The organism is Idiomarina seosinensis (assembly GCF_003987275.1).
GTDB lineage: Bacteria > Pseudomonadota > Gammaproteobacteria > Enterobacterales > Alteromonadaceae > Idiomarina > Idiomarina seosinensis.
The window spans coordinates 234,215-259,490 of the sequence record NZ_PIQF01000004.1; the positions used below are offsets into that span (position 1 = coordinate 234,215).

At 46.4% G+C, this 25,276-nt stretch carries 25 protein-coding genes; 9 read left to right on the top strand and 16 right to left on the bottom strand.

Annotated elements, in window-relative coordinates; translation table 11 throughout:
• The first annotated feature begins 104 nt into the window (after positions 1 to 104).
• Entirely contained in the window at positions 105 to 2,108 is a 2,004-nt protein-coding gene (locus CWI81_RS12030) for a tetratricopeptide repeat-containing diguanylate cyclase (protein WP_157983308.1), read from the top strand.
• Positions 2,105 to 3,322, top strand: coding sequence for an Nramp family divalent metal transporter (locus CWI81_RS12035; RefSeq protein ID WP_126785556.1), 1,218 nt, complete (start codon positions 2,105 to 2,107; stop codon positions 3,320 to 3,322). The genes CWI81_RS12030 and CWI81_RS12035 overlap by 4 nt, the downstream gene beginning before the upstream one ends.
• 39 nt (positions 3,323 to 3,361) lie before the next feature.
• Here CWI81_RS12035 and CWI81_RS12040 read toward each other — a convergent pair whose 3' ends face one another.
• The gene (locus tag CWI81_RS12040; RefSeq protein WP_126785557.1) at positions 3,362 to 4,357 is read right to left on the bottom strand and encodes a DUF4382 domain-containing protein; all 996 of its coding nucleotides are present in this window, start codon (positions 4,355 to 4,357) and stop codon (positions 3,362 to 3,364) included.
• 176 nt (positions 4,358 to 4,533) lie between these two features.
• Between CWI81_RS12040 and CWI81_RS12045 the strand changes: the two genes are divergently transcribed.
• Entirely contained in the window at positions 4,534 to 4,905 is a 372-nt protein-coding gene (locus CWI81_RS12045) for a MaoP family protein (protein ID WP_126785558.1), read from the top strand.
• Between the two features lie 7 nt (positions 4,906 to 4,912).
• Here the strand turns inward: CWI81_RS12045 and CWI81_RS12050 are convergent, their stop codons facing one another.
• The 12 genes from CWI81_RS12050 to cutA form a co-directional block, all read right to left on the bottom strand.
• On the bottom strand, positions 4,913 to 6,643 hold the full coding sequence (locus tag CWI81_RS12050; RefSeq protein WP_126785559.1) for a bifunctional diguanylate cyclase/phosphodiesterase: 1,731 nt from the start codon (positions 6,641 to 6,643) through the stop codon (positions 4,913 to 4,915).
• Positions 6,644 to 6,769: 126 nt separating this feature from the next.
• Positions 6,770 to 8,050: a phosphoribosylamine--glycine ligase gene (gene purD / locus CWI81_RS12055; RefSeq protein WP_126785560.1), complete on the bottom strand. Its 1,281-nt coding sequence runs from the start codon at positions 8,048 to 8,050 to the stop codon at positions 6,770 to 6,772.
• An 8-nt stretch (positions 8,051 to 8,058) separates the two neighbouring features.
• Positions 8,059 to 8,913, bottom strand: a complete 855-nt coding sequence (locus CWI81_RS12060) for a class I SAM-dependent methyltransferase (protein WP_126785561.1) — start codon at positions 8,911 to 8,913, stop codon at positions 8,059 to 8,061.
• 86 nt (positions 8,914 to 8,999) lie between these two features.
• A complete protein-coding gene (gene purH, locus CWI81_RS12065; RefSeq protein WP_198678683.1) occupies positions 9,000 to 10,565 on the bottom strand; it encodes a bifunctional phosphoribosylaminoimidazolecarboxamide formyltransferase/IMP cyclohydrolase in 1,566 nt (521 codons plus the stop codon).
• Positions 10,566 to 10,642: 77 nt separating this feature from the next.
• Positions 10,643 to 10,936, bottom strand: a complete 294-nt coding sequence (gene fis / locus CWI81_RS12070; RefSeq protein WP_105307351.1) for a DNA-binding transcriptional regulator Fis — start codon at positions 10,934 to 10,936, stop codon at positions 10,643 to 10,645.
• Positions 10,937 to 10,943: 7 nt separating this feature from the next.
• A complete protein-coding gene (gene dusB, locus CWI81_RS12075) occupies positions 10,944 to 11,915 on the bottom strand; it encodes a tRNA dihydrouridine synthase DusB (protein WP_126785563.1) in 972 nt (323 codons plus the stop codon).
• A gap of 139 nt (positions 11,916 to 12,054) precedes the next feature.
• Positions 12,055 to 12,936 carry a 50S ribosomal protein L11 methyltransferase gene (gene prmA, locus CWI81_RS12080; RefSeq protein WP_126785564.1) on the bottom strand — a complete coding sequence of 294 codons (882 nt, stop codon included), beginning with the start codon at positions 12,934 to 12,936 and terminating at the stop codon, positions 12,055 to 12,057.
• A gap of 4 nt (positions 12,937 to 12,940) precedes the next feature.
• On the bottom strand, positions 12,941 to 14,290 hold the full coding sequence (accC, locus tag CWI81_RS12085) for an acetyl-CoA carboxylase biotin carboxylase subunit (protein ID WP_126785565.1): 1,350 nt from the start codon (positions 14,288 to 14,290) through the stop codon (positions 12,941 to 12,943).
• A gap of 36 nt (positions 14,291 to 14,326) precedes the next feature.
• Positions 14,327 to 14,794, bottom strand: a complete 468-nt coding sequence (gene accB / locus CWI81_RS12090; protein WP_126785566.1) for an acetyl-CoA carboxylase biotin carboxyl carrier protein — start codon at positions 14,792 to 14,794, stop codon at positions 14,327 to 14,329.
• Positions 14,795 to 14,813: 19 nt separating this feature from the next.
• A complete protein-coding gene (aroQ, locus tag CWI81_RS12095) occupies positions 14,814 to 15,275 on the bottom strand; it encodes a type II 3-dehydroquinate dehydratase (protein WP_126785567.1) in 462 nt (153 codons plus the stop codon).
• A gap of 153 nt (positions 15,276 to 15,428) precedes the next feature.
• The gene (locus CWI81_RS12100; protein WP_126785568.1) at positions 15,429 to 17,138 is read right to left on the bottom strand and encodes a protein-disulfide reductase DsbD; all 1,710 of its coding nucleotides are present in this window, start codon (positions 17,136 to 17,138) and stop codon (positions 15,429 to 15,431) included.
• Complete coding sequence (gene cutA / locus CWI81_RS12105) at positions 17,135 to 17,455, bottom strand: divalent-cation tolerance protein CutA (RefSeq protein WP_126785569.1); 321 nt, start codon at positions 17,453 to 17,455, stop codon at positions 17,135 to 17,137. Before cutA ends, CWI81_RS12100 begins: the two co-directional genes overlap by 4 nt.
• Before the next feature lie 207 nt (positions 17,456 to 17,662).
• Between cutA and CWI81_RS12110 the strand changes: the two genes are divergently transcribed.
• The 3 genes from CWI81_RS12110 to CWI81_RS12120 all read left to right on the top strand — a co-directional run bounded on the left by CWI81_RS12110 (position 17,663) and on the right by CWI81_RS12120 (position 20,324).
• The gene (locus CWI81_RS12110) at positions 17,663 to 17,953 is read left to right on the top strand and encodes a co-chaperone GroES (protein ID WP_126785570.1); all 291 of its coding nucleotides are present in this window, start codon (positions 17,663 to 17,665) and stop codon (positions 17,951 to 17,953) included.
• Positions 17,954 to 18,010: 57 nt separating this feature from the next.
• On the top strand, positions 18,011 to 19,657 hold the full coding sequence (groL, locus tag CWI81_RS12115) for a chaperonin GroEL (protein WP_126785571.1): 1,647 nt from the start codon (positions 18,011 to 18,013) through the stop codon (positions 19,655 to 19,657).
• Positions 19,658 to 19,805: 148 nt separating this feature from the next.
• Positions 19,806 to 20,324, top strand: coding sequence for a DUF3016 domain-containing protein (locus CWI81_RS12120; RefSeq protein WP_126785572.1), 519 nt, complete (start codon positions 19,806 to 19,808; stop codon positions 20,322 to 20,324).
• On the opposite strand, the gene priC is transcribed toward CWI81_RS12120, so the two are convergent.
• The gene (gene priC, locus CWI81_RS12125) at positions 20,321 to 20,641 is read right to left on the bottom strand and encodes a primosomal replication protein PriC (protein WP_126785573.1); all 321 of its coding nucleotides are present in this window, start codon (positions 20,639 to 20,641) and stop codon (positions 20,321 to 20,323) included. The two genes, CWI81_RS12120 and priC, sit on opposite strands and share 4 nt — an antisense overlap.
• Positions 20,642 to 20,653: 12 nt before the next feature.
• Complete coding sequence (gene epmB / locus CWI81_RS12130; RefSeq protein ID WP_126785574.1) at positions 20,654 to 21,691, bottom strand: EF-P beta-lysylation protein EpmB; 1,038 nt, start codon at positions 21,689 to 21,691, stop codon at positions 20,654 to 20,656.
• 105 nt (positions 21,692 to 21,796) lie between these two features.
• Here epmB and efp point away from each other — a divergent pair, with 105 nt between their 5' ends.
• From efp to CWI81_RS12145, 3 genes are all read left to right on the top strand, one after another.
• Positions 21,797 to 22,366 (top strand): elongation factor P, encoded by a 570-nt coding sequence (gene efp / locus CWI81_RS12135; protein ID WP_126785575.1) that lies wholly within the window; start codon positions 21,797 to 21,799, stop codon positions 22,364 to 22,366.
• Between the two features lie 5 nt (positions 22,367 to 22,371).
• Positions 22,372 to 23,352, top strand: a complete 981-nt coding sequence (epmA, locus tag CWI81_RS12140; RefSeq protein ID WP_126785576.1) for an elongation factor P--(R)-beta-lysine ligase — start codon at positions 22,372 to 22,374, stop codon at positions 23,350 to 23,352.
• An 87-nt stretch (positions 23,353 to 23,439) separates the two neighbouring features.
• Positions 23,440 to 23,847, top strand: coding sequence for a MerC domain-containing protein (locus tag CWI81_RS12145; protein ID WP_126785577.1), 408 nt, complete (start codon positions 23,440 to 23,442; stop codon positions 23,845 to 23,847).
• Here CWI81_RS12145 and trmA read toward each other — a convergent pair.
• Positions 23,840 to 24,949, bottom strand: coding sequence for a tRNA (uridine(54)-C5)-methyltransferase TrmA (trmA, locus tag CWI81_RS12150; protein WP_126785578.1), 1,110 nt, complete (start codon positions 24,947 to 24,949; stop codon positions 23,840 to 23,842). The genes CWI81_RS12145 and trmA overlap by 8 nt on opposite strands.
• Between the last annotated feature and the right edge of the window lie 327 nt (positions 24,950 to 25,276).

The window sequence follows — 25,276 nt, forward strand, 5'->3', positions numbered from 1 at the left end:
CAATAGCGAAAAGCAGCCCAAAACAAGTAAAGCGAATGAATATAATAACAAAAAGCTTGCTACCTAACCCCCGAACAGGCTGCTCATACCGTGTGCTGCTTTTCATGGTTATACTCCTGTTGCCGGCCATTGGCTATGCGCAAAAAGTCGTAGACCCTGAATTAAAATCACCTGCGCTGGAACAACGGCTCGATGACTATTTAAAGTTACCGAGTGACGCAGATGTTGAAAGCAAACAGTTCCTCGCTGAAATCATTGATGATGTTAGCGAGAAAACCCCCATAATGACGCGTGTGCGAGCGATGTCGTACTGGGCAGGCGAATTAAGCTATGAAGAGGACTTTGAGGCAGCCTATCAAGTTTTAAATGACCTTAGCGAGCCGGTTGAAAACTCAGGAGCGATTGATCCCCAGGCGGAGCTATTAGCGACGCGAGTTGATTTGCTGACCCGGCAAGGAAAGCGCGGGGAAGCGTTCCTGCTGGTGCCTAAATTGGAGCGTCTATTAGAACAGACGAGCAGTCCTAGAATCCGCTATTATGCACATAATCTGCTGGCATCGGTGTACACCCAATGGGAACGCTATGATACGGCACTATCTAATTTACTCAGTGCACAGCAAGCGCTTGGCGAGATGGAATCAACTCTCAATACAGGGCGCAGACTTTATTTACTCAGTCAGATCGCAGATATTCAGACACGCCTGGAGCAGTGGAAGAGTGCGATAAATACCGTAGAAGAGAACGTGTCTACCGCTGTAGCGGAGGGCTTTGACGGCATTGCCTATAATTTATGGTTTACGAAATATTACGCGCAGACTTCCAGTAAAAAATATGAGCAAAGCCTGGAGTCGCTTGCGAAAGCTTTTGCGATAGCAGAAAAACACGACTTTATGGCTGATCAAGTCATCATCCTTAATAATTTTGGTGACGCTTATATGAAGTTAGGGCAATACGAAAAGGGAATTGCCCATTTACAAGAAGCGAAGGCTTTAGCGAAACAGACTGACTACCAAGAGATGGCGGCAACTATCGACTTTAATCTCGGCTATATTGCCGTTAAGCAAGGCGATAGTCTTGGTATTAAACAGATGGAGCAGATGCTAAAAAAGTTTCGTGAAACTCTGCCAGACAGCGAGTTAGAAGTAGTTTTAGGAGAAATGGCCGATGCTTACGGGTTAGTGGGCAACTATCAGGCCCAGGCAAAACTTTTAAAAGAGCGAATCGACTTAAAACAAGAGCTGTTGCAACAATCCCAATCGGAAAATTTAGCGACCCTACAAGCGGTCTATAAGTCTCGCGACAAAGCACAGCAAATTGATTTGCTGGAACAGCAAAATGAATTAAAAGAGCAGCAGATTCAAAACAATAAACAGAAACAGTTAATTTGGTTGCTATTAGCGATTGTTGGACTAGTCAGTATTGCGCTTGTAGTTATGCTTTATTTAAAGTCAAAGCGAGCTAATCAGCTACTGAATAAAGCTAATGAGCAATTAGCCGACCAATCGCAGCGGGATCCTTTAACCGGTCTTTGGAATCGACGCGCATTACAAGAAGCAATGCAAAGCCGCTCGCAGTTGCAGCAGACCAGTACCGATGGCCTTATCCTGCTGGATATTGACTACTTTAAAAAAATAAACGATGTCTATGGACATGCAATAGGCGACACGGTGTTAAAAGAAATCGCCCGTCGTTTACAGAATGTTTGTCGTGGCTCAGATCGGTTAATTCGCTGGGGTGGGGAAGAGTTTTTGTTTTATGTGAAAGATATTGATCTTGAACAGTTACAACAGCTTGCCGCAAGAGTTTTACATGCCGTTGGAACCGACCCAATAAAAGTGGATAAACACATGATCCAGATGACCGCCACGGTCGGCTTTATACAGTTACCTTTTGCTGGTGTTAGCGAAGAATTTGTAGATTGGGAAAGAACCTTACAGATTGCTGATATGGCACTTTATTCCGGAAAAGCCCACGGCCGTAATAGGGCATGTGGTGTCGCTGGTTTAAACGTTGATTACGAGACTGCTAAACACGCACTGGAAAATGATTTCTCAGAAGCGATTGAACAAGGTTGGGTCAGTATCGTAACTATCCCCGGTCCGAAATGATAAAGCTCGCCAATTTTGGGCCCGGAGCACTGGTTGCTGCTGCCTTCATTGGTCCAGGCACAGTGGTCACTGCGTCGTTAGCTGGCGCTAACTTTGGCTATGCACTGCTGTGGGCATTGCTATTTTCCGTTTTTGCTTGCTTGATCCTGCAGGAGATGGCATTACGTATTGGCGTGTTAACACAGCAAGGGCTGGGCGAAAATATCCGGGCTGAATTAAGTACTCCATTATTTCGGTGGTTGTTTACCGCGCTTATTTTTACTGCGGTTGTGGTCGGTAACAGTGTTTACCAAGGCGGTAATTTGTCCGGCGCCAGTTTAGGTATTAGTGGACTCATCGGCGAATTGTCATTTGCTGGTATAGGTTTGCAAGACGGTTGGCCGATTATCGTTGGGCTGGTTGCTTTTGCTGTTCTCTGGAGTGGTAACTCCCGCTTTATCGAAAGGTCACTGATTGGCCTTGTGCTGTTGATGAGCCTCGCCTTCGTTGGCACCTTTTTAATAACCAACCCCGATTGGTCTGAGTTAGTCGCCGGCTTATTAATTCCTCAGTTGCCAGGTGAAGCGACGCTAATGGTCGTTGCACTTATTGGTACCACAGTAGTTCCTTACAACCTATTCCTACACGCAGCCAGCGCCGCTAAAAAGTGGCGCACGAAAGAACAATTACGAGCGGCTCAGGTCGATAGCCTGATTTCTATCCCAGTTGGAGGATTGATTTCTATGGCGATTTTAGCAACCGCGGCATCGGCTTTTTTTGGCCACCAGGTAACCATTACCAGCGCTGCTGACCTGGCTGGCTCACTAGAACCCTTATTTGGAGTGTCAGCCCAATATTTAATGGCTGCCGGGTTGTTTGCCGCGGGAATTTCTTCAGCGACAACAGCGCCCTTGGCTTCTGCTTATGCGCTAAGCGGTATCATGGGCTGGTCGAAGGACCTAAAAAGCCGCTCTTTCCGTCTTACCTGGCTGTTTATTTTGATTATAGGAGTTGCAATAAGTAGCCTGGGTATCGAAGCTGTTACGGTAATTTGGGTTGCGCAAATAGCCAATGGAATTTTATTACCGTTGATGGTTGGGTTCTTGTGGTGGTTGTGTAACAAACCCGTTATGGGAGTTCAGGCGAACAGCCGCCTTCAGAATATACTGGCTGCGTTGCTAATGGGAGTGTCGTTAATACTAAGCGGCAAGAGTCTGTTAGCCGCGCTGGGGTAAAGTATAGGCAACGTCCGTGTCACCTAAAGCAGGGAACTATTACTGAGTTGTTACCGGCTCAAAAAGGATGGTCTGTGGTTCTTCTCCTTCAGTCACCGTTACGTCCTGTGTGTGAATGAAGTTAATATCATCGTCGGTTTCTGGATCATCATTACCGTCACAAGTCAGTGCGGCAATATAATCGCCACTGCTGACAAAGCCTATTTCGAAGTCATAGCTGTCAACACCATCGAAATAAACCGCAGTACTGGTATATGGGAGCTGTCCTTCGCTGCCACCATTGTCGGCTAACTCGGCAAGCTCGTGCTCCAGGCCTTGGTATAGATAGACATAGGCAACTGGCGTGGTAAGTTCTTCTGGTGCCACGTCGCAGCTTTCTTCAAGCAATAACAGCTCTTCTGATACGGAGCCATCTATATGCCCAATACTGGAGTTATCGACTAACCTGACGCCTCGTGGCTTAAGAATAAAGCCTGCTTGTCCAACGGGGTTGGTCATTGCATGTCGCAGGTCAAACTCGACGGTAAAGTTAAGAGTGCTGCCCGCATCTGCGGTAAAGCCATCCAGCTTTAATTCGTTGGATGGAACTCGTATTGGAACCTGAGTGACATTGCCGTCATCATTGCTATCTACTGATGCGTAGGAGCCCTCGCCCATTTCGAGTCTTAGTTGGCCGTAGTCACCGGCCTCAATTTCTGCCTGCTGTAAAAAGTCAACCTGGTCGCTGCCGGTAAACTGCAGTAAGTCGATACCAATGTTGTTGGCAATTGGATTGCCTTCGTCGTCCTGGCAAAGATCGTTTTCGGCAGGTACTTCAACATCGGTGCCGACTTCGTAGACTTGAGAGCCATTAGCGCCACCGACCATCTCCACGGCGTTAAAACATACGACCACTGATTCTGCATTGTCGATGGGGGCATCACTAATCCCAAGGTTAAATGTTGCGGTGCCTGCATCGTTGTTTGAGTCACTGCCGCCACATGCAGCCAGAGTCGCTAATGCGACAGCTGAAAGAATAAAATGTTTCTGGTACATAACCAAACTCCTTGGGTTATTGCGTTGAGAACGAGTGTGGACAATATGACAAAATAATTAAAGTGGCTTTACAGAAAATTTTCGTTGACAAACTTAGAAACTCGCTCTATATCGTCATTGTCGTTTTATTGTTATCGACGTTATGTTCGGTTTTAGTCTGTAAGGAAGGGCTTGCCATGACCAATTATACCCGCGAATCTCTGCTAAAGAGACCATTTAATGACTTTCGTCATTATCCTTATGGCTTTTCACGCTCAGGTGATTTTTCCATACGTGAGAGTGATGCATTAACCCAGTATGGCTGTTTGATTGCAGCGCTTTTGCGTGGCGATTATCAACCAGTGAATAGTGAAGATCAGGCGCTACTGGCAGCGGCCCGTGGAGAGCAGGCCCCGGTCTCTGTGGTGGAAAAAGCCTGGGCTAAATATCAGGCTCGTATTCACCGCCCGAAAGTGGCAAGTATGTACGGAAAAGGTAAATTTGCTGACGAAAGCTTTAGTTCCGGCAGCGTTGAAGGTAGTGAGGATGACCTAATCGTCGAAGACTAGTTTGTTGTTAGTGGTAGTCGACATAGCAGTGGCTACCGCTATGCTTCTTAGCTTGTTTTTTGGCATCGCTGACAAGTGTTGATATCTCGTGATGGGAGCTGAAGTTGGCCGAGTTCAAAATGACAAGTCCGACGGCTAAACCGAGTAGGGGAAACCTGGTCCTTTTCTCATCGCGACCGACGGCTTCTACATAGCCTCTCTGAACTGTATCCAATGGATAGAATGTATCTAGGTGGTTATCGAAGTCAGTAAGGACCTTATTACAAAGCGGTTCGGCAACTTCGGCATTATTGAAGATGGCGACAAAGTCATCGCCTCCAATATGGCCAACAAAAAAGCCTTTTGTTTGTATATGTCTTATAAGCAGCTGGCTCACTTTTTGAATGACTAGGTCTCCTTGAGAGTAGCCGTAGCTATCGTTGTAGGGCTTAAAGTGGTTCACATCAAAATAGCCTACCGCGAGGGATTTGTGAGTTACCAAAAAGTTATCCAGCGTTTGGTGGATAGGGACATTACCGGGCAACAGCGTTAAAGGATTAGCGTAGCGTGCATTCTGTATACGCACTTCTGTAATCCGTCTGAGTAAGTCGCGCACAGAAGCGACCCCGTAGTATAGGCCTTTGTTTGTTACTATAAATTCGCGAAATACATCCACATCATGATCATCGGTAATAATAGCCGATACTTGCTCTATCGGGCTTTTCATATCGACGATGACAGGGTTCGAATCCATGATTCGGGCAACGTCTTTATGTTCGTACAGAGCCCTGCCATAAGAGCCGGAGAATAACTCCATTAAGGATTCACGGCGAAGCATACCAACCGGAAAATTGTTATCGATAACTGGAATTGCGTTAAGCAGCTTATTTGAAGTAAATAGCTTAAGAGCTAAGTGTGCTTTGTCGGAAGGCGCCATAGTGACGGTGTCTTTAGTCACTACGGAGATCCGTTCAGTACTTCTTGTATTCAGATCAACTGATGGGGGCTGGTATGTTTTATTGGGCCTAACCACTAACGACGGTGTTTTTGAGGGGCGTTCAAGTAAAAAACCCTGACACAAAAAGAGATCGAGTAATTGTAACTGAGCAAGCTCTTCAGGTTGCTCAATACCTTCGGCTATAACGCGGGCGCCTAGATTACGAGCGAGCGAGAGAATTGACTGAACAAATTCTCGTTTGGTTACGTCATTTTGAATATCTGTTATAAAGTAACGGTCGATTTTGACGAAATCCGGCTTTATCTCTGACCATAACTTAAGTCCGGAATAGCCTGCCCCCAAGTCATCGATAGCAACCATAAAGCCGAGGCTCTGATAGTGTTTTGTTGCCGTTTTGAGAAGCTCCGGATGGTCAATTGGGTAACGTTCTGATAGCTCGATAACGATCCGGCTAGGCTCTAGGCCATACTGAGCAGATAATCTAAGCGTTATACCGTGTGGGTGGTCGTCATCTTGTAAAACATTCGGGTTTACATTAAGAAAAAGCTTTGCAGTTGTGTCAATTTTTAAAAACTCTTCGATAGCTGCTTCACGACATGCAATCTCTAATTCCGACAGCAACTGATGTTCTTGCGCAACTTGAAATAGCCTATCCGGGAATTCGAAAGGGTGCCCCTCTGGACCTCTAATCAGAGCCTCATAACCAATAATTGAATTAGAGGCTGTATCTATTATGGGTTGGAATAGAGGCGTTAGTGTCTTTTCATTAATAAGATTTTGTAGCAATTGAGCTTCAGTCATAAACCTGGAACAACTGGGTATCAAAGATACGTTAGTTTAAGACGTTTGGGTGACAATATGATGACAGGTTTCAAACTGGAGAGCGGCCGACGCTGAGAATTCAGCGCCAACCGAGTTTACTGCTGGTTACTGCTCGCGTTTTACCGCACGGTGAGCAATATCGGAGCGGTAGTAGACATTGTTCCATTGGATTTTATCAACCAGCTGATAAGCACGCTGTTGTGCTTCGGTCACATTATTGCCCAAAGCCGTGCAGCACAATACTCGACCACCATTGGTCACTACTTTGTTATCAACTAATTTTGTCCCTGCATGAAATACTTTGCTGTCATCCGTTTCATCCGGGAGTCCGGTAATTGGGTCCCCTTTCTGATAGGACTCAGGGTAACCCCCGGCAGCCATAACAACCCCAACAGCGGCTCTAGGATCAAAATCTACGGGGGTTTGTTTAAGCTCACCGGCAATCGCTTGCTCGCAAAGCTCGACTAGATCAGACTTCAATCGCATCATTATGGGCTGAGTCTCTGGATCACCAAAGCGGCAGTTGTACTCCAGTACCTTGGCGCTGCCGTCGTCGGCAATCATCAATCCAGCATATAAAAAACCTGTGTAGGAGTGGCCTTCAGCAGCCATGCCGTCAACAGTTGGTTTGATCACATGCTGCATAACCCAATCGTGCACCTTCGGTGATACTACCGGTGCTGGAGAATAAGCGCCCATGCCACCAGTGTTAGGCCCAGTATCGCCGTTATCCCGTGCTTTGTGGTCTTGGCTAGAAGCAAATGGAACCGCATGTTTGCCATCGACCATGACGATAAACGAGGCTTCTTCGCCGGTTAAAAACTCTTCAACGACAACGCGGTGTCCTGCTTCACCAAAACGGTTACCGGCTAACATATCATCGATAGCAGCATCTGCCTGTTGCTGTGTCTCAGCGATAATGACACCCTTGCCGGCTGCCAGCCCGTCTGCTTTTATAACGATAGGTAGACGGTTATTAGCGACATAATCTTTGGCCGCTTGAGCATCTGTAAAGTTTTGGTAGGCGGCGGTTGGGATATTGTGACGCTTGAGAAAATCTTTACTAAACGCTTTCGATCCCTCAAGTTGTGCCGCGGCAGCAGTTGGTCCGAATATAGCCAGACCAGCCTGCTGGAAACGATCCACGATCCCTTCAACTAATGGGGCTTCGGGCCCAACGATGGTTAAATCGATAGCTTGTTGCTGCGCAAACGCAAGTAACCCATTGATATCTTCGGCATTAATATCAATATTGGTTAGTACTTCCTCTTTTGCAGTACCGGCGTTACCCGGGGCAACAAAAACTTCATCAACTTTAGGCGATTGTGCCGCCTTCCATGCTAGCGCATGCTCGCGGCCACCACCGCCGACAACCAAAACTTTCATGAGGTTCCTTATTCTACTGGTTTTCTAAATTTCAGAGTAAATCGGTCACTTTCACCGATTTCTTCATAAACAGATGCATCATCGCCTTCTTCAACATTTAATGTTGGTGGTAAATTCCAGACGCCATTGGGATGATCAGCCGTGTCTTTGGGGTTAGCATTTATCTCGCTACTGGCAACAAATTCAAAGCCCGCTTGTTCGGCGAGATCGATCACCCAGCTTTGTTTAATATAACCACTGTTCTCCATCGCGTCATCACTTGCATCCTCTGGTAAACGATGATCAACGACGCCTAACATACCATCCGGCACCAGTGCCTGATGAAACTGTCGGAAAGCGTTTAAGACAGCTTCTTCACCACCGTTCATGTACCAGTTGTGTAAGTTGCGAAAGGTAAGTACACGATCCGCGCTATTGGGGGGCGCAATATCTGAGTCGAGCGGTGTATTTGGCGCAAACTGAGTAATATTGGCGCGACCAAATACAGGTTCCTCTGCTACCCGTTGCTTAAACTTTTCGAGTGACTGTTGATAATAGTCACTGTTGGTTTCTTCGGGAAAGTGTGCCGCGTAAAAGGTTCCTTCCGGAGCTAAGAAGGGGGCAAGAATTTCACTGTAATAACCGCCACCAGGCCAGATTTCTACCACGGTCATGGATGGCTCTAGTTCAAAGAACTTCAGCGTCTCGACTGGATGGCGATGAGCGTCCCGACGTACATAAGCAGGTGTGCGATCAGAATGTTTAACTGCTTGTTCTAGCGTGGTCGTCTGATTCTCCGTTGGTGCTGTCTGTTGAGGAGCGGAGTCGCAGGCAGACAGAGCAAAGAAAGAACTTGTTACTAAAGCAATTGCTGTATATCTCATTAGCAGGCCTCTTTGTTTAAAGTGTGTATTATTAAGATTAGCCCCGAATGGTCGGGGCGACAACCTACATCACTTATCACTACGTACTAATGACGAAAATGGCGCATTCCAGTAAAAATCATTGCGATACCGTGCTCATCCGCGGCAGCAATTATCTCATCATCGCGGATTGAACCACCAGGCTGAATGATTGCCTTAATGCCTGCTTCGGCCGCCGCATCAATACCGTCCCTAAAAGGGAAAAAAGCGTCCGATGCCATGACTGAGCCGGGAACCTCCAGGCCTTCATCGGCGGCTTTAATGCCGGCAATTTTCGCACTGTAGACTCGACTCATTTGGCCAGCTCCAACGCCGATAGTCATGCCATCTTTGGCATAGACTATAGCGTTTGATTTAACAAACTTTGCGACTTTCCAACAGAACAATAAATCAGTCATTTGTGTGTCAGTCGGCTGAACTTTGCTAACCACTTTTAAATCGTCCGCTATAAAGTCAGCCAAGTCGGCTTGCTGAACCAGTAGGCCGCCGTTTACGCGCTTATAATCCATTCGCTTTTCGTCTTGCTGGAAATGACCGGATTCCAATAAACGAACATTTTTCTTTCCAGCAACGGCTCGTTGTGCCTCGTCACTGACAGAGGGAGCAATGATAACTTCAACAAACTGTTGCTCAATAATCGCAGTGGCGGTAGCAAGATCGAGCTCACGGTTAAATGCAATAATTCCGCCAAATGCTGATGTGGGGTCGGTTTTAAAGGCACGTTGATAGGCTTCGTTTAAATCGCTGCCGATAGCCACCCCACAAGGGTTTGCGTGTTTAACGATAACGCAGGCTGGCTGTTCGAAGCTTTTAACACACTCGAGCGCTGCGTCAGTATCGGCAATATTATTATAGGACAGAGCTTTACCCTGCAGTTGGATGGCGCTGGCTACTGTGCCTGAAGGCGCATCTTGCTCAGTATAGAAAGCGGCTTGCTGATGACTATTTTCACCATAACGTAAGCTTTGCTTATGTTGCATCTGCAGATTATAAGTACGGGGGAAAGCCGAATTATCGGTCACTTTACCGCCCAAATAGTTAGCAATCATGCCGTCGTATTGTGCGGTATGTTCGAAGGCTGCGACAGCCAGTTCAAAGCGGGAGTGCTCAGAGACACTGTCGCCGTTATTTGCCATCTCGTCGAGCACTCGTTGGTAGTCATCGGCGTTGACCACTATCGTAACGTCTTGGTGGTTTTTTGCCGCTGCTCGAACCATAGTCGGGCCGCCAATATCGATATTTTCTATAGCATCTTCTAAGCGGCAGTCCGGATTAGATACCGTCTGCTTGAACGGATAAAGGTTAACAACGACCAAGTCTATCGGGGCAATTTCTTGTTCCTGCATAATGGCCTGATCAACATCGCGACGGCCGAGAATACCGCCATGAATCTTAGGGTGCAGTGTTTTAACGCGACCGCCCATAATCTCAATTTGACCGGTATGTTCAGAAACGTCTTTAACTGCAATGTCGTTGTCGCGAAGTAATTTCGCAGTACCGCCAGTGGAGAGGATTTCTATCCCTTTGGCGGCTAATTGAGTTGCAAATTCTACAACCCCTGTTTTGTCAGAAACACTAATAAGAGCACGTTGAATGGGTCGGTTATGCATCAGCTTGCCTTTCGTTTAAGTTTTCGAACGATAAAATGATTATAAAAAAAAGAGCGCCTGAAGGCGCCCTTTTTGCAGAATTAATTCATACCGTACTTTTTCAACTTCTTGCGAAGTGTACCACGGTTAATGCCGAGCATTGTTGCAGCGCGGGTTTGATTACCGCGAGTGTAAGTCATCACTTCTTCTAATAACGGGGCCTCAACTTCAGAAAGCACCAATTCGTATAGCTCTTCGGGATCCTGGCCGTCTAATTGACGTAAAAAGCTGTTGAGCGCTTGCTTTACCGAATCGCGTAGCGGCTTCGGTTGTGAGTTATTACCAATAGTGGTTAAAGGTGATGTGTTCTCACGGTTAGGGTTCTGATCAAACATAGTGCGCTTATCTCTTCTCTACAGTGACAAAATAATTTTCTAGTGAATCGAGCTGGCTATCAGCCTGCTCAATTTGATTAAACTGTTGGCGAAACCCATGGCTGTCAGGTTGTTCTTTCAAGTACCAACCGACATGTTTACGGGCTATCCGAACTCCTTGAAACTTGCCATAAAACTCATGTAAACGAGCAACATGAAGAATCACGGTCTCTGCTACCTGTTCTAGCGATGGTGGTTGAAGATACTTACCATGCTCTAAATAATGACTGATTTCGCGAAACAGCCAAGGGTTTCCTTGTGCTCCACGGCCAATCATAATTGCGTCTGCATTGGTGTATTCAAGCACCTGTTTTGCCTGCTCAGGCGTTGTAACATCGCCATTAGCAACAACCGGAATTGCTACCTTCTGCTTGATTGCTCTAATGGTGTCGTATTCAGCCTTACCTTTGTACATGCAGGCTCGCGTGCGGCCATGTACTGCAAGTGACTGAATACCACTTTGCTCGGCTATCTGAGCTATTTCAACGCCGTTTTTATGGTCTGGGTCCCAACCCGTACGGATTTTAAGGGTAACCGGCACCTCAACGGCTTCAACCACAGCAGTCACTATATCTTTAACTAGCTGCGGGTATTGCAGTAACGCCGAGCCTGCAAGCTTCTTATTTACCTTTTTTGCCGGGCAGCCCATGTTGATATCAATAATCTGAGCGCCTTTGGCAACATTTACTCGCGCGGCTTCAGCCATCAACTTTGGTTCTGAGCCGGCTATCTGCACAGCTCGTATACCAACTTCACCCGAGTGATCCATACGGTGCCGAGATTTATCGGTCGCCCACACTTTGGGGTTGCTCGATAACATCTCAGATACGGTTAACCCCGCACCAAGCTCATGGCACAACTGGCGAAATGGTTGGTCTGTAATACCAGCCATTGGCGCAAGGATCACATTGTTTGTTAATTGGTAATTACCAATCCGCATCGGTCAAAAACTACGCAGCGAAAAGGGTGAGGAATTTTATGGAATTTAGGCGCTAAAGAAAAGGCTAAAAAGTATGCAATTTTAGCCTTTTTTTAGATTTTTACTATTGACAAAATCAGCGCTTAGTCAGCTAACACTGCTAAGCGCGGCGGGTACCGGCTAACATCACCCAATCACCGTCGTTGGTGACCGGCTCGAATTCAATTTCCGGCTGGTAGGCTTGCATAACGCTATCTGCCTGACGCTGCAAGATCCCCGAAAGCACTAACTGGCCTCCCGGAGCCACATAATTGAGAATAACCTCGGATAATTCCCGTAGCGGTCCAGCCAGCACATTGGCTATCACTAAATCAGCTTGTTGGTCGGGCTGCTCAGATGGCAAAAACACATCAAAGCCAGCAGCAACCTGATTTCGCTCAGCATTATCTTTAGTCGCGATTAATGCCTGCCGATCAATATCAATACCCAACGCATGTTTAGCACCTAATTTAAGAGCCGCAATGCCTAAAATACCCGAGCCACAACCAAAATCGACAACCGTTGCATCGGTTGGTGGGTTAGCGTCCAACCACCGTAAACACATAGCTGTAGTGGGGTGAGTACCAGTGCCAAATGCCATCCCCGGGTCCAATAAAATATTGACCGCGTCAGGCTCGGGTATATCGCGCCAACTGGGACATATCCATAATCGCTGACCAAATTGAATAGGGTGGAAGTTGTCCATCCACTCGCGTTCCCAGTCTTTGTCTTCTAACGGATCAACTTTGTACTGCAAGGGCGTTGTCAGAATTCGAGCTTTTTCCAGGTTCGCTACTACCGCTTTAATATCTGTTTCAGCATCGAATAACCCGGTAACAAGTGTGTGTTGCCATAACAGCACTTCACCAATAGGAGGTTCAAATATTGGAGTGTCAGCGCCATCCCGGTAGGTAACCGCTTGTGCGCTATTTGCCATTAGCATGTCGCCCACTTGGGGCGCATGCGCTTCACTGCTGGATAGCGTTAACTGAATCCATGGCACAGTTCTAATGACCCCCTAAACCGAGTTTTTTCTCCAGATAGTGGATGTTAGTACCACCATGCTGGAAATTCTCATCGGCCATAATATCCTTTTGTAATGGCACGTTGGTTTTTATGTTCTCAATAATCAACTCGCTTAACGCATTACGCATGCGGGCCAGGGCAACATCTCTATTCTCGCCGTAGGTAATTAATTTGCCGATCATTGAGTCGTAATTAGGTGGTACTTTATAGTCGGCATACACATGTGAGTCCCAACGTACGCCAAAGCCGCCGGGTGAGTGGAAGCGGGTGATTTGCCCCGGTGACGGAACAAAAGTATCGGGATCCTCAGCGTTAATTCGACATTCAATCGCGTGACCGCGAATCACCACGTCTTCCTGGCTAATCGATAACTGTCGACCAGCGGCAATGCGAAGCTGTTCTTTAATGAGATCAATGCCTGTTACCATTTCAGTAACGGGATGTTCAACCTGAATACGAGTATTCATTTCGATAAAGTAGAACTCGCCGTTCTCATATAAGAACTCAAAGGTGCCGGCTCCCCGGTAACCAATCTCGACGCATGCTTTTGCGCAACGCTCACCGATAAATTTACGCAATTCTGGTGTTATTCCAGGCGCCGGCGCTTCTTCAACGACCTTCTGGTGGCGGCGTTGCATAGAGCAATCACGTTCACCTAAATGGATAGCATTGCCCTGACCGTCGGCAAGAACCTGAACCTCTACATGGCGAGGATTTTCCAAAAACTTTTCCATGTAAACAACAGGGTTGCCAAAGGCTGCACGAGCTTCGTTTTGGGTCATAGTGATGGCACTGAGTAATTCGCTTTCCTGACGAACCACTCGCATTCCCCGGCCGCCACCGCCGCCTGCCGCTTTAATAATTATTGGATAACCAATGCGCTTGGCTAGCTTAATATTACGATCGTCGTTATCGTCTAACGGTCCGTCAGAGCCAGGAACGCAGGGTACGCCCGCTTTCTTCATCGCTCTAATAGCCGATACTTTATCGCCCATTAGGCGAATAATATCGGCGGTGGGACCAACAAAGATAAAACCGGATTTTTCCACTTGCTCGGCAAAATCCGCATTCTCTGCCAGAAAGCCGTACCCCGGATGAATTGCAGCAGCATCAGTTATTTCAGCCGCACTAATAATACGGGGAATATTCAGGTAGCTTTCTGCTGCAGGTGCTTTGCCAATACAGATAGACTCGTCGGCTAGCAGCACGTGCTTTAAATTTCTGTCGACAGTTGAGTGAACAGCAACAGTCTTGATGCCTAACTCTTTGCACGCTCTTAATATCCGTAGCGCGATTTCGCCTCTATTGGCGATGACCACTTTATCTAACATGATAAATTCCTGGTATTTTTGTTAGTCGAAAACGGTTTATTCAATGACAAATAAAGGCTGGTCAAACTCGACCGGCTCTTCGTTTTCAACCAGGATTTGTTTAACCACGCCGCCTTTATCCGCTTCGATCTGGTTCATCATTTTCATGGCTTCAACAATGCACAGTGTGTCACCAGCATTAACTTTAGAGCCAACAGTGACGAATGGCCCTGAATCTGGCGAGGGAGACTCGTAAAAAGTTCCTACCATTGGTGACCGAACAATATGGCCAGTCGGCTCTTCTACAGCGGCTGGCTGTGACTGGGCTTCAGCAGGTGCGCTAGTTTGAGCTGGTGCATTTGCCGCAGCTGGCGCTGGTGCTGGACCGGCTGCATATTGCACGGGGGCTGGCTGCGGGCTATAACGGTTGATACGAACCGCTTCTTCACCTTCCGTAATTTCCAGTTCCGCAATGCCAGACTCTTCGACAAGCTCGATAAGCTTTTTAATTTTACGTATATCCATGATAACTGTCTGCCTCAGATTATTTACGATGTAATTGGTTAATGATCGCTTGCATTGCCAGAGAATAACCATCAGTACCAAAGCCACTTAGAGTACCAACTGCTATGTCGGCTAAGTAAGAATGATGACGAAATGCTTCACGACGATAGATATTAGAAATGTGTACTTCAAAAAACGGAATATTAACCCCGGCTAGCGCATCACGAAGAGCAATGCTGGTGTGTGCAAATGCACCGGGGTTGATAATGATAAAGTCAGTTTGTTGCCGTGCCTGATGTACTTTGTTAATCAGTTCAGCTTCGGCGTTGCTCTGCAGAAACTCGACTTTAAGTCCATGCTCACTAGCTTGAGTTGCTAATTTACTGTTAATAGTGTCGAGAGTCGCATGCCCATATATCTCCGGCTCGCGAGTGCCGAGCAGGTTCAGGTTAGGCCCATTAAGAACCAGGATTTTAGTTTCTTTATGTGTTTCTGGGTTCATTTTGCTGCCAACTGTTGCGAACGTGTCAAACTACATCCTGTAGCTTAAAAAATCGACCACGTGTTGCCTAAAAAGTTCCACTATTTGGCATTATAGAACATTGAGCGGTGATTGCAGTAAATTACTGGTCTTATCACCGCTTTTCGATGCAAGTTAGGGTTTAGTGCTGGCTTTCATTTGTTCGATGTGTTGAAGAAATGCTTCTGCATCCTTAAACCCGGTTATTCGCCAATGAGTTTGTTGTTCTCCGTTTGGCGAAAAAAACATGACTGTGGGTAGCCCAAGCACTTGAAAGCTCGATAGTATTTTTTGTTCCACTTGATTGTTGGCGGTTACATCTGCTTGTAATAGCTTGAAGGAAGCAAGCTGCTCGCGGACTTTTTTATCCGCAAAAGTATACTGTTCAAACTCTTTACATGCGACGCACCAGTCGGCATAGAGGTCCAGCATAACCCATTGGTCGTTAGCCTGAGCTTGCTTTAACTGCTGCTCAATATCGGATAGGTTATTGACCTGGGTGAACAACGAATGCACTTGTTGTGCGTTGTTAAGTTTATTGACCTGCCAGTAAATGCCGCTTGAGCTGCCGCCGACCAAAATAATAAGTAGCATTAAACGGGCTAAAGGCTTTTTGAGAGTGACTAGGTGCTGTCCCATAAAAGCAGCGAGCGCCACAAAGTAAACCAACCACAAGACAAAGCTTTGCTGAGTTGACAGCAAGCGCTCCAATAGGACTACGACAACCGCTAATAGCAGCCAGCCGAATCCATGTTTGATAATATCCATCCAGGCACCAGCTTTGGGCAGTAACTTCCCTCCAGAGACACCAAAGATAATGAGAGGAACCCCCATGCCGAGACTCAGCGCATAGAGGATAGCGGCACCCGAAGTAACATCGCCGGACTGGGCTATATAGAGAAGTGCCCCCGACAGTGGCGCGGTCGTGCATGGTGAGGCGACTAGTCCGGAAATAACACCGATTATAAACACACCAATGGTGCTTCCGCTTTTTTGCCGACCGCTCAGTGTTTGCAGTTTGGTTTGCCAGGTGGCTGGTAGCTGAATGCTATAAACGCCCAGCATACTTAGTGCAAATGCCGCAAATGCGATACTTAACACGACCAGGACCGCCGGGTGCTGGAAATAGGCCTGGTATTGCATACCCGCGAGAGCAACCACGAGTCCCAGTAAAGAGTACGTAATCGCCATTCCCTGCACATAAATGAAGGAAAGCCAAAACGCGTTCTTGAATGTTCTTGGACGGTCACCAATAACCACTGACGATAAAATCGGATACATCGGGAAAACGCAAGGGGTAAATGCAAGCCCAATGCCAAGCACAAAGAAAACAATCAACGACCAGCTTAGCGGCTGCTTGTCCAGCTCAAACAAGCCCGGGCTGTTTTCTTGCTGCATTGCTGGCTCATTTTTCTCGCTTTGTAACTGAACCGTGGTTGGTGGGTAACACAGGCCAGCATCAGCACAGCCCTGATACTGCAGAGTGATCGATTGATCTTGGTATTCGGGTTTGATGGCAATGGGAAACTCTAGATAGTCGCGGAATACTTGGCTTTCGCCAAAAAACTCATCGACGTGCGATTCTGCTGGGGGAAAGTTGAGTGGCTGCTCTAAAGCCTCGGCCGGCTCTATTTTAAATTGCTGCTGATAGAGATAGTAGCCAGGCTTAATATTAAAGCTAACCAGCAAGGGCTGTTGTTGAACCACTTTGGGCTCAAAGGCCCGCTCGACCGGTAAAAACTCGGGCTCGTTACTAAATGGATTTGTCGACTGTGCGTAGCTTGTTGATAGCTGAGTTAAAAAAATTATGATTAAGGCAAAAAATGATACAGCGACTTTCTTCATTTGGTTTGCGCCTCAATCCAGCTAAGGTATTCCGGCAAGCCATCGTCTATTTTAAAACTAATCAGCTCCGGAGAATCGTATGAGTGCTTCTGCTTAATTGCATCTTTTAACGATTGCAATTTCAGCTTTGAAGTTTTGATGATTAACAGCAACTCAGTGTCACTCTCTACTTTTCCATTCCACTCGTAGACCGACTGAACTTTAGGAATAATATTGACACAAGCAGCCAACTTTTCTTCAATAAGGTAATGAGCTAAGGCGCTGGCCTCCTGTTCGTCCCCACATGTGCAGAACAGCATTCTTGTAGAATGTGACATTGCTCACCTCATCAGCATCGTTTCTAATTTGATTAGAAAATAACATAAATTTAGAAAGAGCTGAGCAACCGCTAAAAAAAAATAGAAATTTTTTGCGTTGCCCCTTGATAACAAATTTTCTTCACCCCATTTATAGTGCACGACATCTTCTAAATGCCCCAAAGGGGTTTTATCCACTAACAACAATAGGTTGAGGAGTTATCAACAATGAAACTTCGTCCTTTACACGATCGAGTCATTATTAAACGCACCGAAGTCGAAGCAAAATCGGCGGGCGGCATTGTTCTGACTGGTTCTGCGGCAGAAAAGTCAACGCGCGGTGAAGTCGTCGCGGTAGGCAATGGCCGTATTCTGGATAACGGTGAAGTGCGTGCGCTTGACGTAAAAGCCGGTGATAAAGTGCTGTTCAGCGAAGGTTATGGTGTTAAAACCGAAAAAATCGATGGCGAAGAGTATTTGATCATGAGCGAAAGCGACATTCTTGCAATTGAAGAGTAAGACGCTTGAGTCGCTTATTAGCACAACCGAATAAACGTATTTAAGAGGAAAGCAAAAATGGCAGCTAAAGAAGTCAAGTTTGGTAACACAGCACGTCAACAAATGCTGAAAGGCGTTAATGTCCTTGCTGACTCCGTAAAAGTTACTTTGGGCCCGAAAGGCCGCAACGTAGTATTGGATAAATCATTTGGTGCTCCTGTAATCACCAAAGACGGTGTTTCTGTCGCCAAAGAAATTGAACTGGAAGACAAGTTCGAGAACATGGGCGCGCAAATGGTTAAAGAAGTGGCGTCGAAAGCGAACGACGAAGCCGGCGACGGCACCACTACTGCAACCGTGCTGGCACAAGCTATCGTCAACGAAGGCTTGAAGTCTGTTGCGGCAGGTATGAACCCGATGGACCTTAAGCGTGGTATCGACAAGGCTGTTATTGCTGCAGTTGAAGAGCTGAAGAAAATTTCTCAGCCATGTGCTGACAGCAAAGCGATTGCTCAGGTAGCAACGATTTCTGCAAACGCTGATCACACAATTGGCGAAATCATTGCTAAGGCGATGGACAAAGTAGGTCAGGAAGGTGTTATTACCGTTGAAGAAGGGCAGGCCCTAATCGACGAATTGGATGTGGTTGAAGGTATGCAGTTTGACCGCGGTTATTTGTCGCCTTACTTCATCAACAATCAGGAAAGCGGTTCTGTTGAACTAGACAACCCGTTCATCCTTCTTATTGATAAGAAAATCTCTAATATCCGCGAATTACTGCCGGTATTAGAAGGTGTTTCTAAAGCAGGTAAGCCACTGCTTATTATTGCTGAAGACGTTGAAGGTGAAGCGCTGGCAACTCTGGTTGTTAACAACATGCGCGGCATTGTTAAAGTTGCAGCGGTGAAAGCACCAGGTTTCGGTGACCGTCGTAAAGCAATGCTTCAGGATATCGCTGTTCTGACCGGTGGCACTGTAGTATCTGAAGAAATCGGTATGGAGCTGGAAAAAACTCAGCTGGAAGATTTAGGTACTGCGAAGCGCGTTGTTATTACTAAAGACAATACGACAGTAGTTGATGGTAACGGCGACGACAATGCTATCGAAGGGCGCGTTAACCAAATCAAGCAGCAGATGGAAGATACCACTTCTGACTACGATCGCGAAAAACTGCAAGAGCGTCTGGCTAAATTAGCTGGCGGTGTTGCGGTGATTAAAGTCGGCGCTGCGACCGAAATGGAAATGAAAGAGAAGAAAGCACGCGTTGAAGATGCATTACACGCGACTCGTGCAGCGGTTGAAGAAGGTGTTGTACCTGGTGGTGGTGTAGCCCTTGTTCGCGCGGCCAGTCAGTTAGCAGAATTACGCGGTGATAACGAAGAACAGAACGTTGGTATTCGCTTAGCTCTGCGGGCGATGGAAGCACCTCTGCGTCAAATCGCGATGAACGCTGGCGCTGAAGGTTCGGTCGTTGCTAACAACGTGCGTGCAGGTGAAGGTAACTACGGTTACAACGCCGGTAACGACACATATGGCGATATGCTGGAGATGGGTATCCTGGATCCAACCAAAGTGACCCGCTCAGCACTTCAGTTCGCAGCTTCTGTTGGTGCACTGATGATCACGACTGAAGCAATGATTGCTGACATTCCACAAGATGACAACGGCGGCGGTATGCCTGGCGGTGACATGGGTGGAATGGGCGGCATGGGTGGCATGATGTAAGCTGCCCGGCCACTGTTGAAAAAGGAGCCTGCGGGCTCCTTTTTTTATGGGTAACAAAAAATTGTAGCGAGAACTCGTTGTATTATTGAATTTTTTTGCTAAACCTTACTCTAAGGATATAAATCAGCATTCATCACTGGAGGTGACCATGCGTAATTTATTTCTTTTAGCTCCTGCAACTATTGCACTGATGTTAAGCCCGGCAGTGTTAGCCGGTGAGGCAAAAGTGACGTTTGAAAATATCGAAGATTACACCGATTTTAGACCGGCAAACGGTATTGAAGAACGTTTTCAGGAAAGGAAAAAAGAACAGTTTACCGAAATTTTTAACGAGCTGAGTGAACAGCTTCCCGAGGGGCAGGTGCTCTCGGTTACGATTAAAGACATCGACTTAAGTGGTCGGCTTGAACCTACTTTTGGGCAGACAACCGCAGCTTATGCGAGGGTGGTTCGATCCATTGATTTTCCAACAATGGAGTTTGATTACGCATTAACAGACAGCGCCGGGCAGGTCCTGGAAGAGGGCTCAGCCAAGATTAAAGACATGGCTTTTGATCTTGACCAAGCGAAGTCGTTAAAAGTTCGTAGACAAGCACTCTACTTTGAAGAGCAAATGCTCGAAGACTGGTTCAACAAAACTTTCAGTAAGCGACTGGCGGCTAATTAACCCGCTTGGCGAATTTGTTTAAGACGGGCTAGCGTTTCCGTCATTAACTGGAGCTGCTGCACAATAGTTTGTAGCAGCTCTTTATCGTCAGGCTGTTGCTGCCACTTCTCAACATTCTCGGTTATCTCTTTTAAATAAGGTTGAAACCGGTTACTGCGGGTATCAAATATTTTGTTGTCCGCAAACACGTCTTGAAATTGGGCTTTTCCCTGCTCTCTTAAATTGTCTAAATAAGCGTCGGCATCAACCACTTGACGGTATATGACTTGCAAATGTTGTTGTAACTTGTCTTCTATCTGCGTCATTTCTTCGCTCATATAAACCTCTTTTTAAGTGATTGATACAGGCCCGGGGGGCATTATAGGTGTTTTACTGTGTTCGCCGGCCACTTCCCGGACTAACTTAGGCACCAAAAAACCTGGCAACGCTTGGTTCATCTCTTGCCAAATTTGCTGAGCCCTATAGTCACTGACCTCAAAGTGAGCTGCACCGGTTACTTTATCCAGTTGATGTAGATAATAGGGTAACACATTAGCGGCAAATAATCGTTCGCTTAGACTGCTTAAAGCACTGCTGGAATCGTTAATTCCCGCTAACAAAACGCTTTGATTTAACAGCAAGATACCAGCTTGATTATAATCGTCTAAATGTTGCTCAAGTGTGTCAGACAGCTCGTTACCATGATTCGCGTGAATCACTAAAATGGGTTTTAGCCGAGTTGACACTAACAGCTCTTTTAACTGTCGAGTGAGGCGGGAAGGAATAACGACAGGGAGCCGACTATGTATACGGATTCGTTTTAAGGTAGCGACAGAAGCGAGCTGTTCAATTATTGATTTTAATTGTGCATCGGACGCCATTAGAGGATCGCCACCACTTAAAATAACTTCATTGACTTCAGGGTGGCTGCTTAAATAATCAAGTGTTTGTTGCAGTTGGCGCTGGTTAAAACGAATGTCTTGATAGGGAAAGTGACGCCGAAAACAATAGCGGCAATTAACGGCGCAGCCACCTTTAAGGATTAATAGCACTCGCGAACGGTATTTATGCAATAAACCATCGACCTCATCGGTTAAAACGTTATCACTGACTTCGCCTAAAGGATCGTCCGTATAGCCTTCTGCTTGATCAAATTCCTGAGAGCGGGGTAAAACCTGCAGCAATAGGGGGTCGTCTCGATTGCCCTGCTGCATTAATTCAACAAAAGGGCGTGGAACCCGCATTGGAAAAAGAGCCCGAGCTTTACAGTCTGCGTGAAACTGGGCGGGTTCAAGTCCCAAATTAGTGAGTAAAAGCTCTGGGTTGGTGTAGGCGCGTTGTATTTCTAACCGCCAGTCGGGCCGCGTTGCGATCTGCGTCTGACTCAAAACTTCCTCTCTTTCATTAAACTCGACTTATTATTTTACCTGAAAATTTTTATCGTTTGTTTTATTATTGCGGGCATCGAGAGTTACTTATATAGGAATAGGGTAATGGCGAATTATAGCACTAACGAATTTAAAGGCGGCTTAAAAATCATGCAGGATGGAGAGCCGTGCAGTATTGTTGAAAACGAAATGGTAAAGCCGGGCAAAGGTCAGGCATTTAACCGAGTAAAAATTCGGAAGCTTATCAGCGGTAAGGTCGTCGAAAAGACATTTAAGTCTGGAGAGTCGGTTGAGGGAGCTGATGTTATTGAGCTGGAATTAGCCTACTTATATAACGATGGTGAATTCTGGCATTTCATGAATAATGAAACCTTTGAGCAGGTACCGGCGGACGCCAAAGCGGTAGCCGATGCTGAGAAATGGCTGGTCGAACAGGATGTATGTACATTAACGCTGTGGGAAGGCAATCCGATTAATGTACAGCCGCCGAACTTCGTTGAATTAGAAGTTACTGAAACAGATCCGGGTCTGAAAGGCGATACCGCAGGCACCGGTGGTAAGCCAGCAACCTTGAGTACCGGGGCAGTAGTCAGAGTACCGTTGTTTGTACAAATTGGTGAAGTGATCAAAGTGGATACCCGTTCAGGTGAATACGTATCGCGAGTACAAAAGTAATTTGAATGAACGATAGCAACTGGCGTTCAGCGGCAACACTCGACACGCTCCGTTATAGGGCAAAGTTGATGGGGCAAGTGCGCCAGTTTTTTGAACAGCGTGATGTACTGGAAGTGGATACCCCGACTCTCGCTCGAGCTGGAGTCACAGACCTTTATTTAGAAAACCTGACCAGCCGGTTAGCAGCCGGCGCCGATGGTCAACCTATGACATTGCATTTACAGACATCGCCAGAGTTCGCTTTAAAAAGACTGATTGCGCAACATCACATCGATGTTTATCAATTAAGTCACGTTTTTCGTGATGATGAGATTGGCCGTTTCCATAATCCCGAGTTCTCGCTATTGGAATGGTATCGACTTGGGCTCGATACTCAGCAATTAATTCAAGAAATCTCTGAGTTATTGACAGAGACAACAGCGGCGCCGCCGGTACAAGCATTGTCCTACCAACAAGCATTTATCCATTATTGTGAGGCAGATCCGCTTACCGCTGATGGTATTGCTGCGATTCATCAACAGTTGCTGGCGCGCGATGACACACAACAATGGATGCAGCAAGAGAGTGATACCGATACTATTCTACAGGTTGCTTTTAACCTTTTAGTAGAACCCCGGCTAGATGAAAAAACACCCATCGCGATAACCAACTTCCCTGCGTCTCAAGCGGCTCTCGCCCAACTATCGGAAGATGACCCTCGGGTCGCCCACCGTTTCGAAATTTACTATCAAGGAGTAGAGTTGGCCAACGGTTATAAGGAATTGACTGACGCTACTGCTCAACAGCAGCGGTTTGAACATGATAACCGTCGCAGACAAGAGCAAGGTAAGCCAGTTAAGCAGCTGGACTTTGCACTAATTGAGGCATTAAAGCATGGGCTTCCGGATTGTTCCGGTGTTGCATTAGGTTTTGATCGTTTATTGATGATTGCTCTCGGAGCAAAACATATAAAAGAGGTGTTACCCTTTTCGATAGAGTCTTGCTAGCTTAGTTTTATAAATATTTAAGCGATCGCCTTGGCATTTAAAAGCGTATGTTATAATATAACAGAGTTATTTAGCCAAGGGTGAGTCATGACACTATCAAAGCAGAAAAAGCTGGACCGAGCCGGAATGTGGATTACCACATTGTGTGCGATCCATTGTCTGCTGCTACCTCTGATTCTTCCGTTATTGGCATTAGCCGGTTTAGCTTTTATCGGTGAAGATTTATTAGAAAATACGATCTTAGGTTTAAGTGTTGCTGTCGGCCTTTGGTCGTTGGTCGGAGGCGCCCGCCGCCATGGGGAATGGCGTTTGCTGATTCCTTTGTTAGCAGGGGCAGCTATCTATTCGCAGCGCGATATTTTTGGCCACTGGGGTGAGCCTGTCATTATCCTGGTTGGTGCTAGTCTGATTATTTATGCGCACTGGAGTAATTTAAAACGGTCGCGCAAAGTACGTACTCTCTCCCCAAGCGCGCCGCTTGCCGATATTAACTAGCCGATTTTCTTTCCAATATGATGCCGGACTCAATATGGTCGGTATACGGGAATTGGTCAAAAATAGCTGCTGCCGAGACATAAAACTCATCAGATAGTGATTTCACGTTATCAATCAGCGTTTCCGGGTTGCATGAAACATAAATAATTCGCGAATATCGCCTTACTAAAGACAGAGCAAGCTCGTCTAACCCTGCGCGGGGCGGATCGACTAACACGGTTCGACAATCAAAACGGCCGATATCGGCTTCTTCGATTCGGCGTGATGTTAATCGACCTTGTAATGCTTCACTAAAGTCCTCTGCTGACATTCTTACAACCGTCACATTATCAATATTGTTAAGAGTTGCACTTTCGCGGGCTGCTGCAACTGAGCTCTTGCTAATCTCGGTCGCTAGCACTTGGCGAAAATGATCGGCTAAAGGCAAGGTAAAGTTGCCATTGCCACAATAAAGCTCCAACAAGTCGTGATCAGTACTGCCGCTATGTTGAGTTACCCAGCCGATCATTTTTTCATTAATACCGGCGTTGGGTTGGGTAAAGCTATTTTCTGTTTGGATAGACTGGTAAACCTTGCCGTTTACCTGAACATTTTCGATGACAGACTCTGACCCAAGTACTACCTTTTGCTTACGAGCTCGACCAACCAAGTGGACTACCTCGGCAAGTTGTTGTAGATGTTGACGAAGCCTTTCGGCGGCGGCTCTCCATTCGTCGTCTAATTGACGGTGGTATAAAACAGACACAATAGCTTGATTAGAGGTCGTGGTTAAAAAGTCGACCTGAAACAACTTATTTCTTAGCACCGGTTTATCAAGAACAAACTCCCGAACCGCTTGCATTAGTTGGTTAATCAACTGGCTGCCAGGTAAAAACTCGTCTTTGCGTATCTTTTCACGTGTTTCGGGGTTAAACATGATGTAATACAAATCATCCCCTTCGTGCCAGACCCTAAATTCGGCCCGCATCCGATAATGGATTGGCTCTGAACGATAAGTGTCAAACTGTGCTACCCCAATTTCCTTAAAACGCTCTGCAATAGTTTCTGCTTTGCGACGAAGCTGTTGTTCGTAGTCTGAGGGATCAATTGCCTTATACGTCATTACTGAGAGCCTATTTAGAGAGTTATTTGTTGCGAAACTTGTTTCTACTTTGGACATTGTAAGTTAAATAAAACCTGGCTGCGAGTTAAGACCGGCGAAAAGCTAGCTTATTAATGTTGAGTTTTTTTACATTTGCGGGAGTTTTGGGCAATTGAATCAGTATAGAGTTAAAATCACTAAAAAGCGCTTGACGGTGAGAGATAAACGTCTAAAATGCGCTCCACGTTCAAGGCAGGCAACGAAGCCGCCGAAAACAACGGTTTTCTAAAAAATCTTTTTTCAAAAAAGTATTGACGGAAAACATCAGGTGTGTAGAATACGCACCTC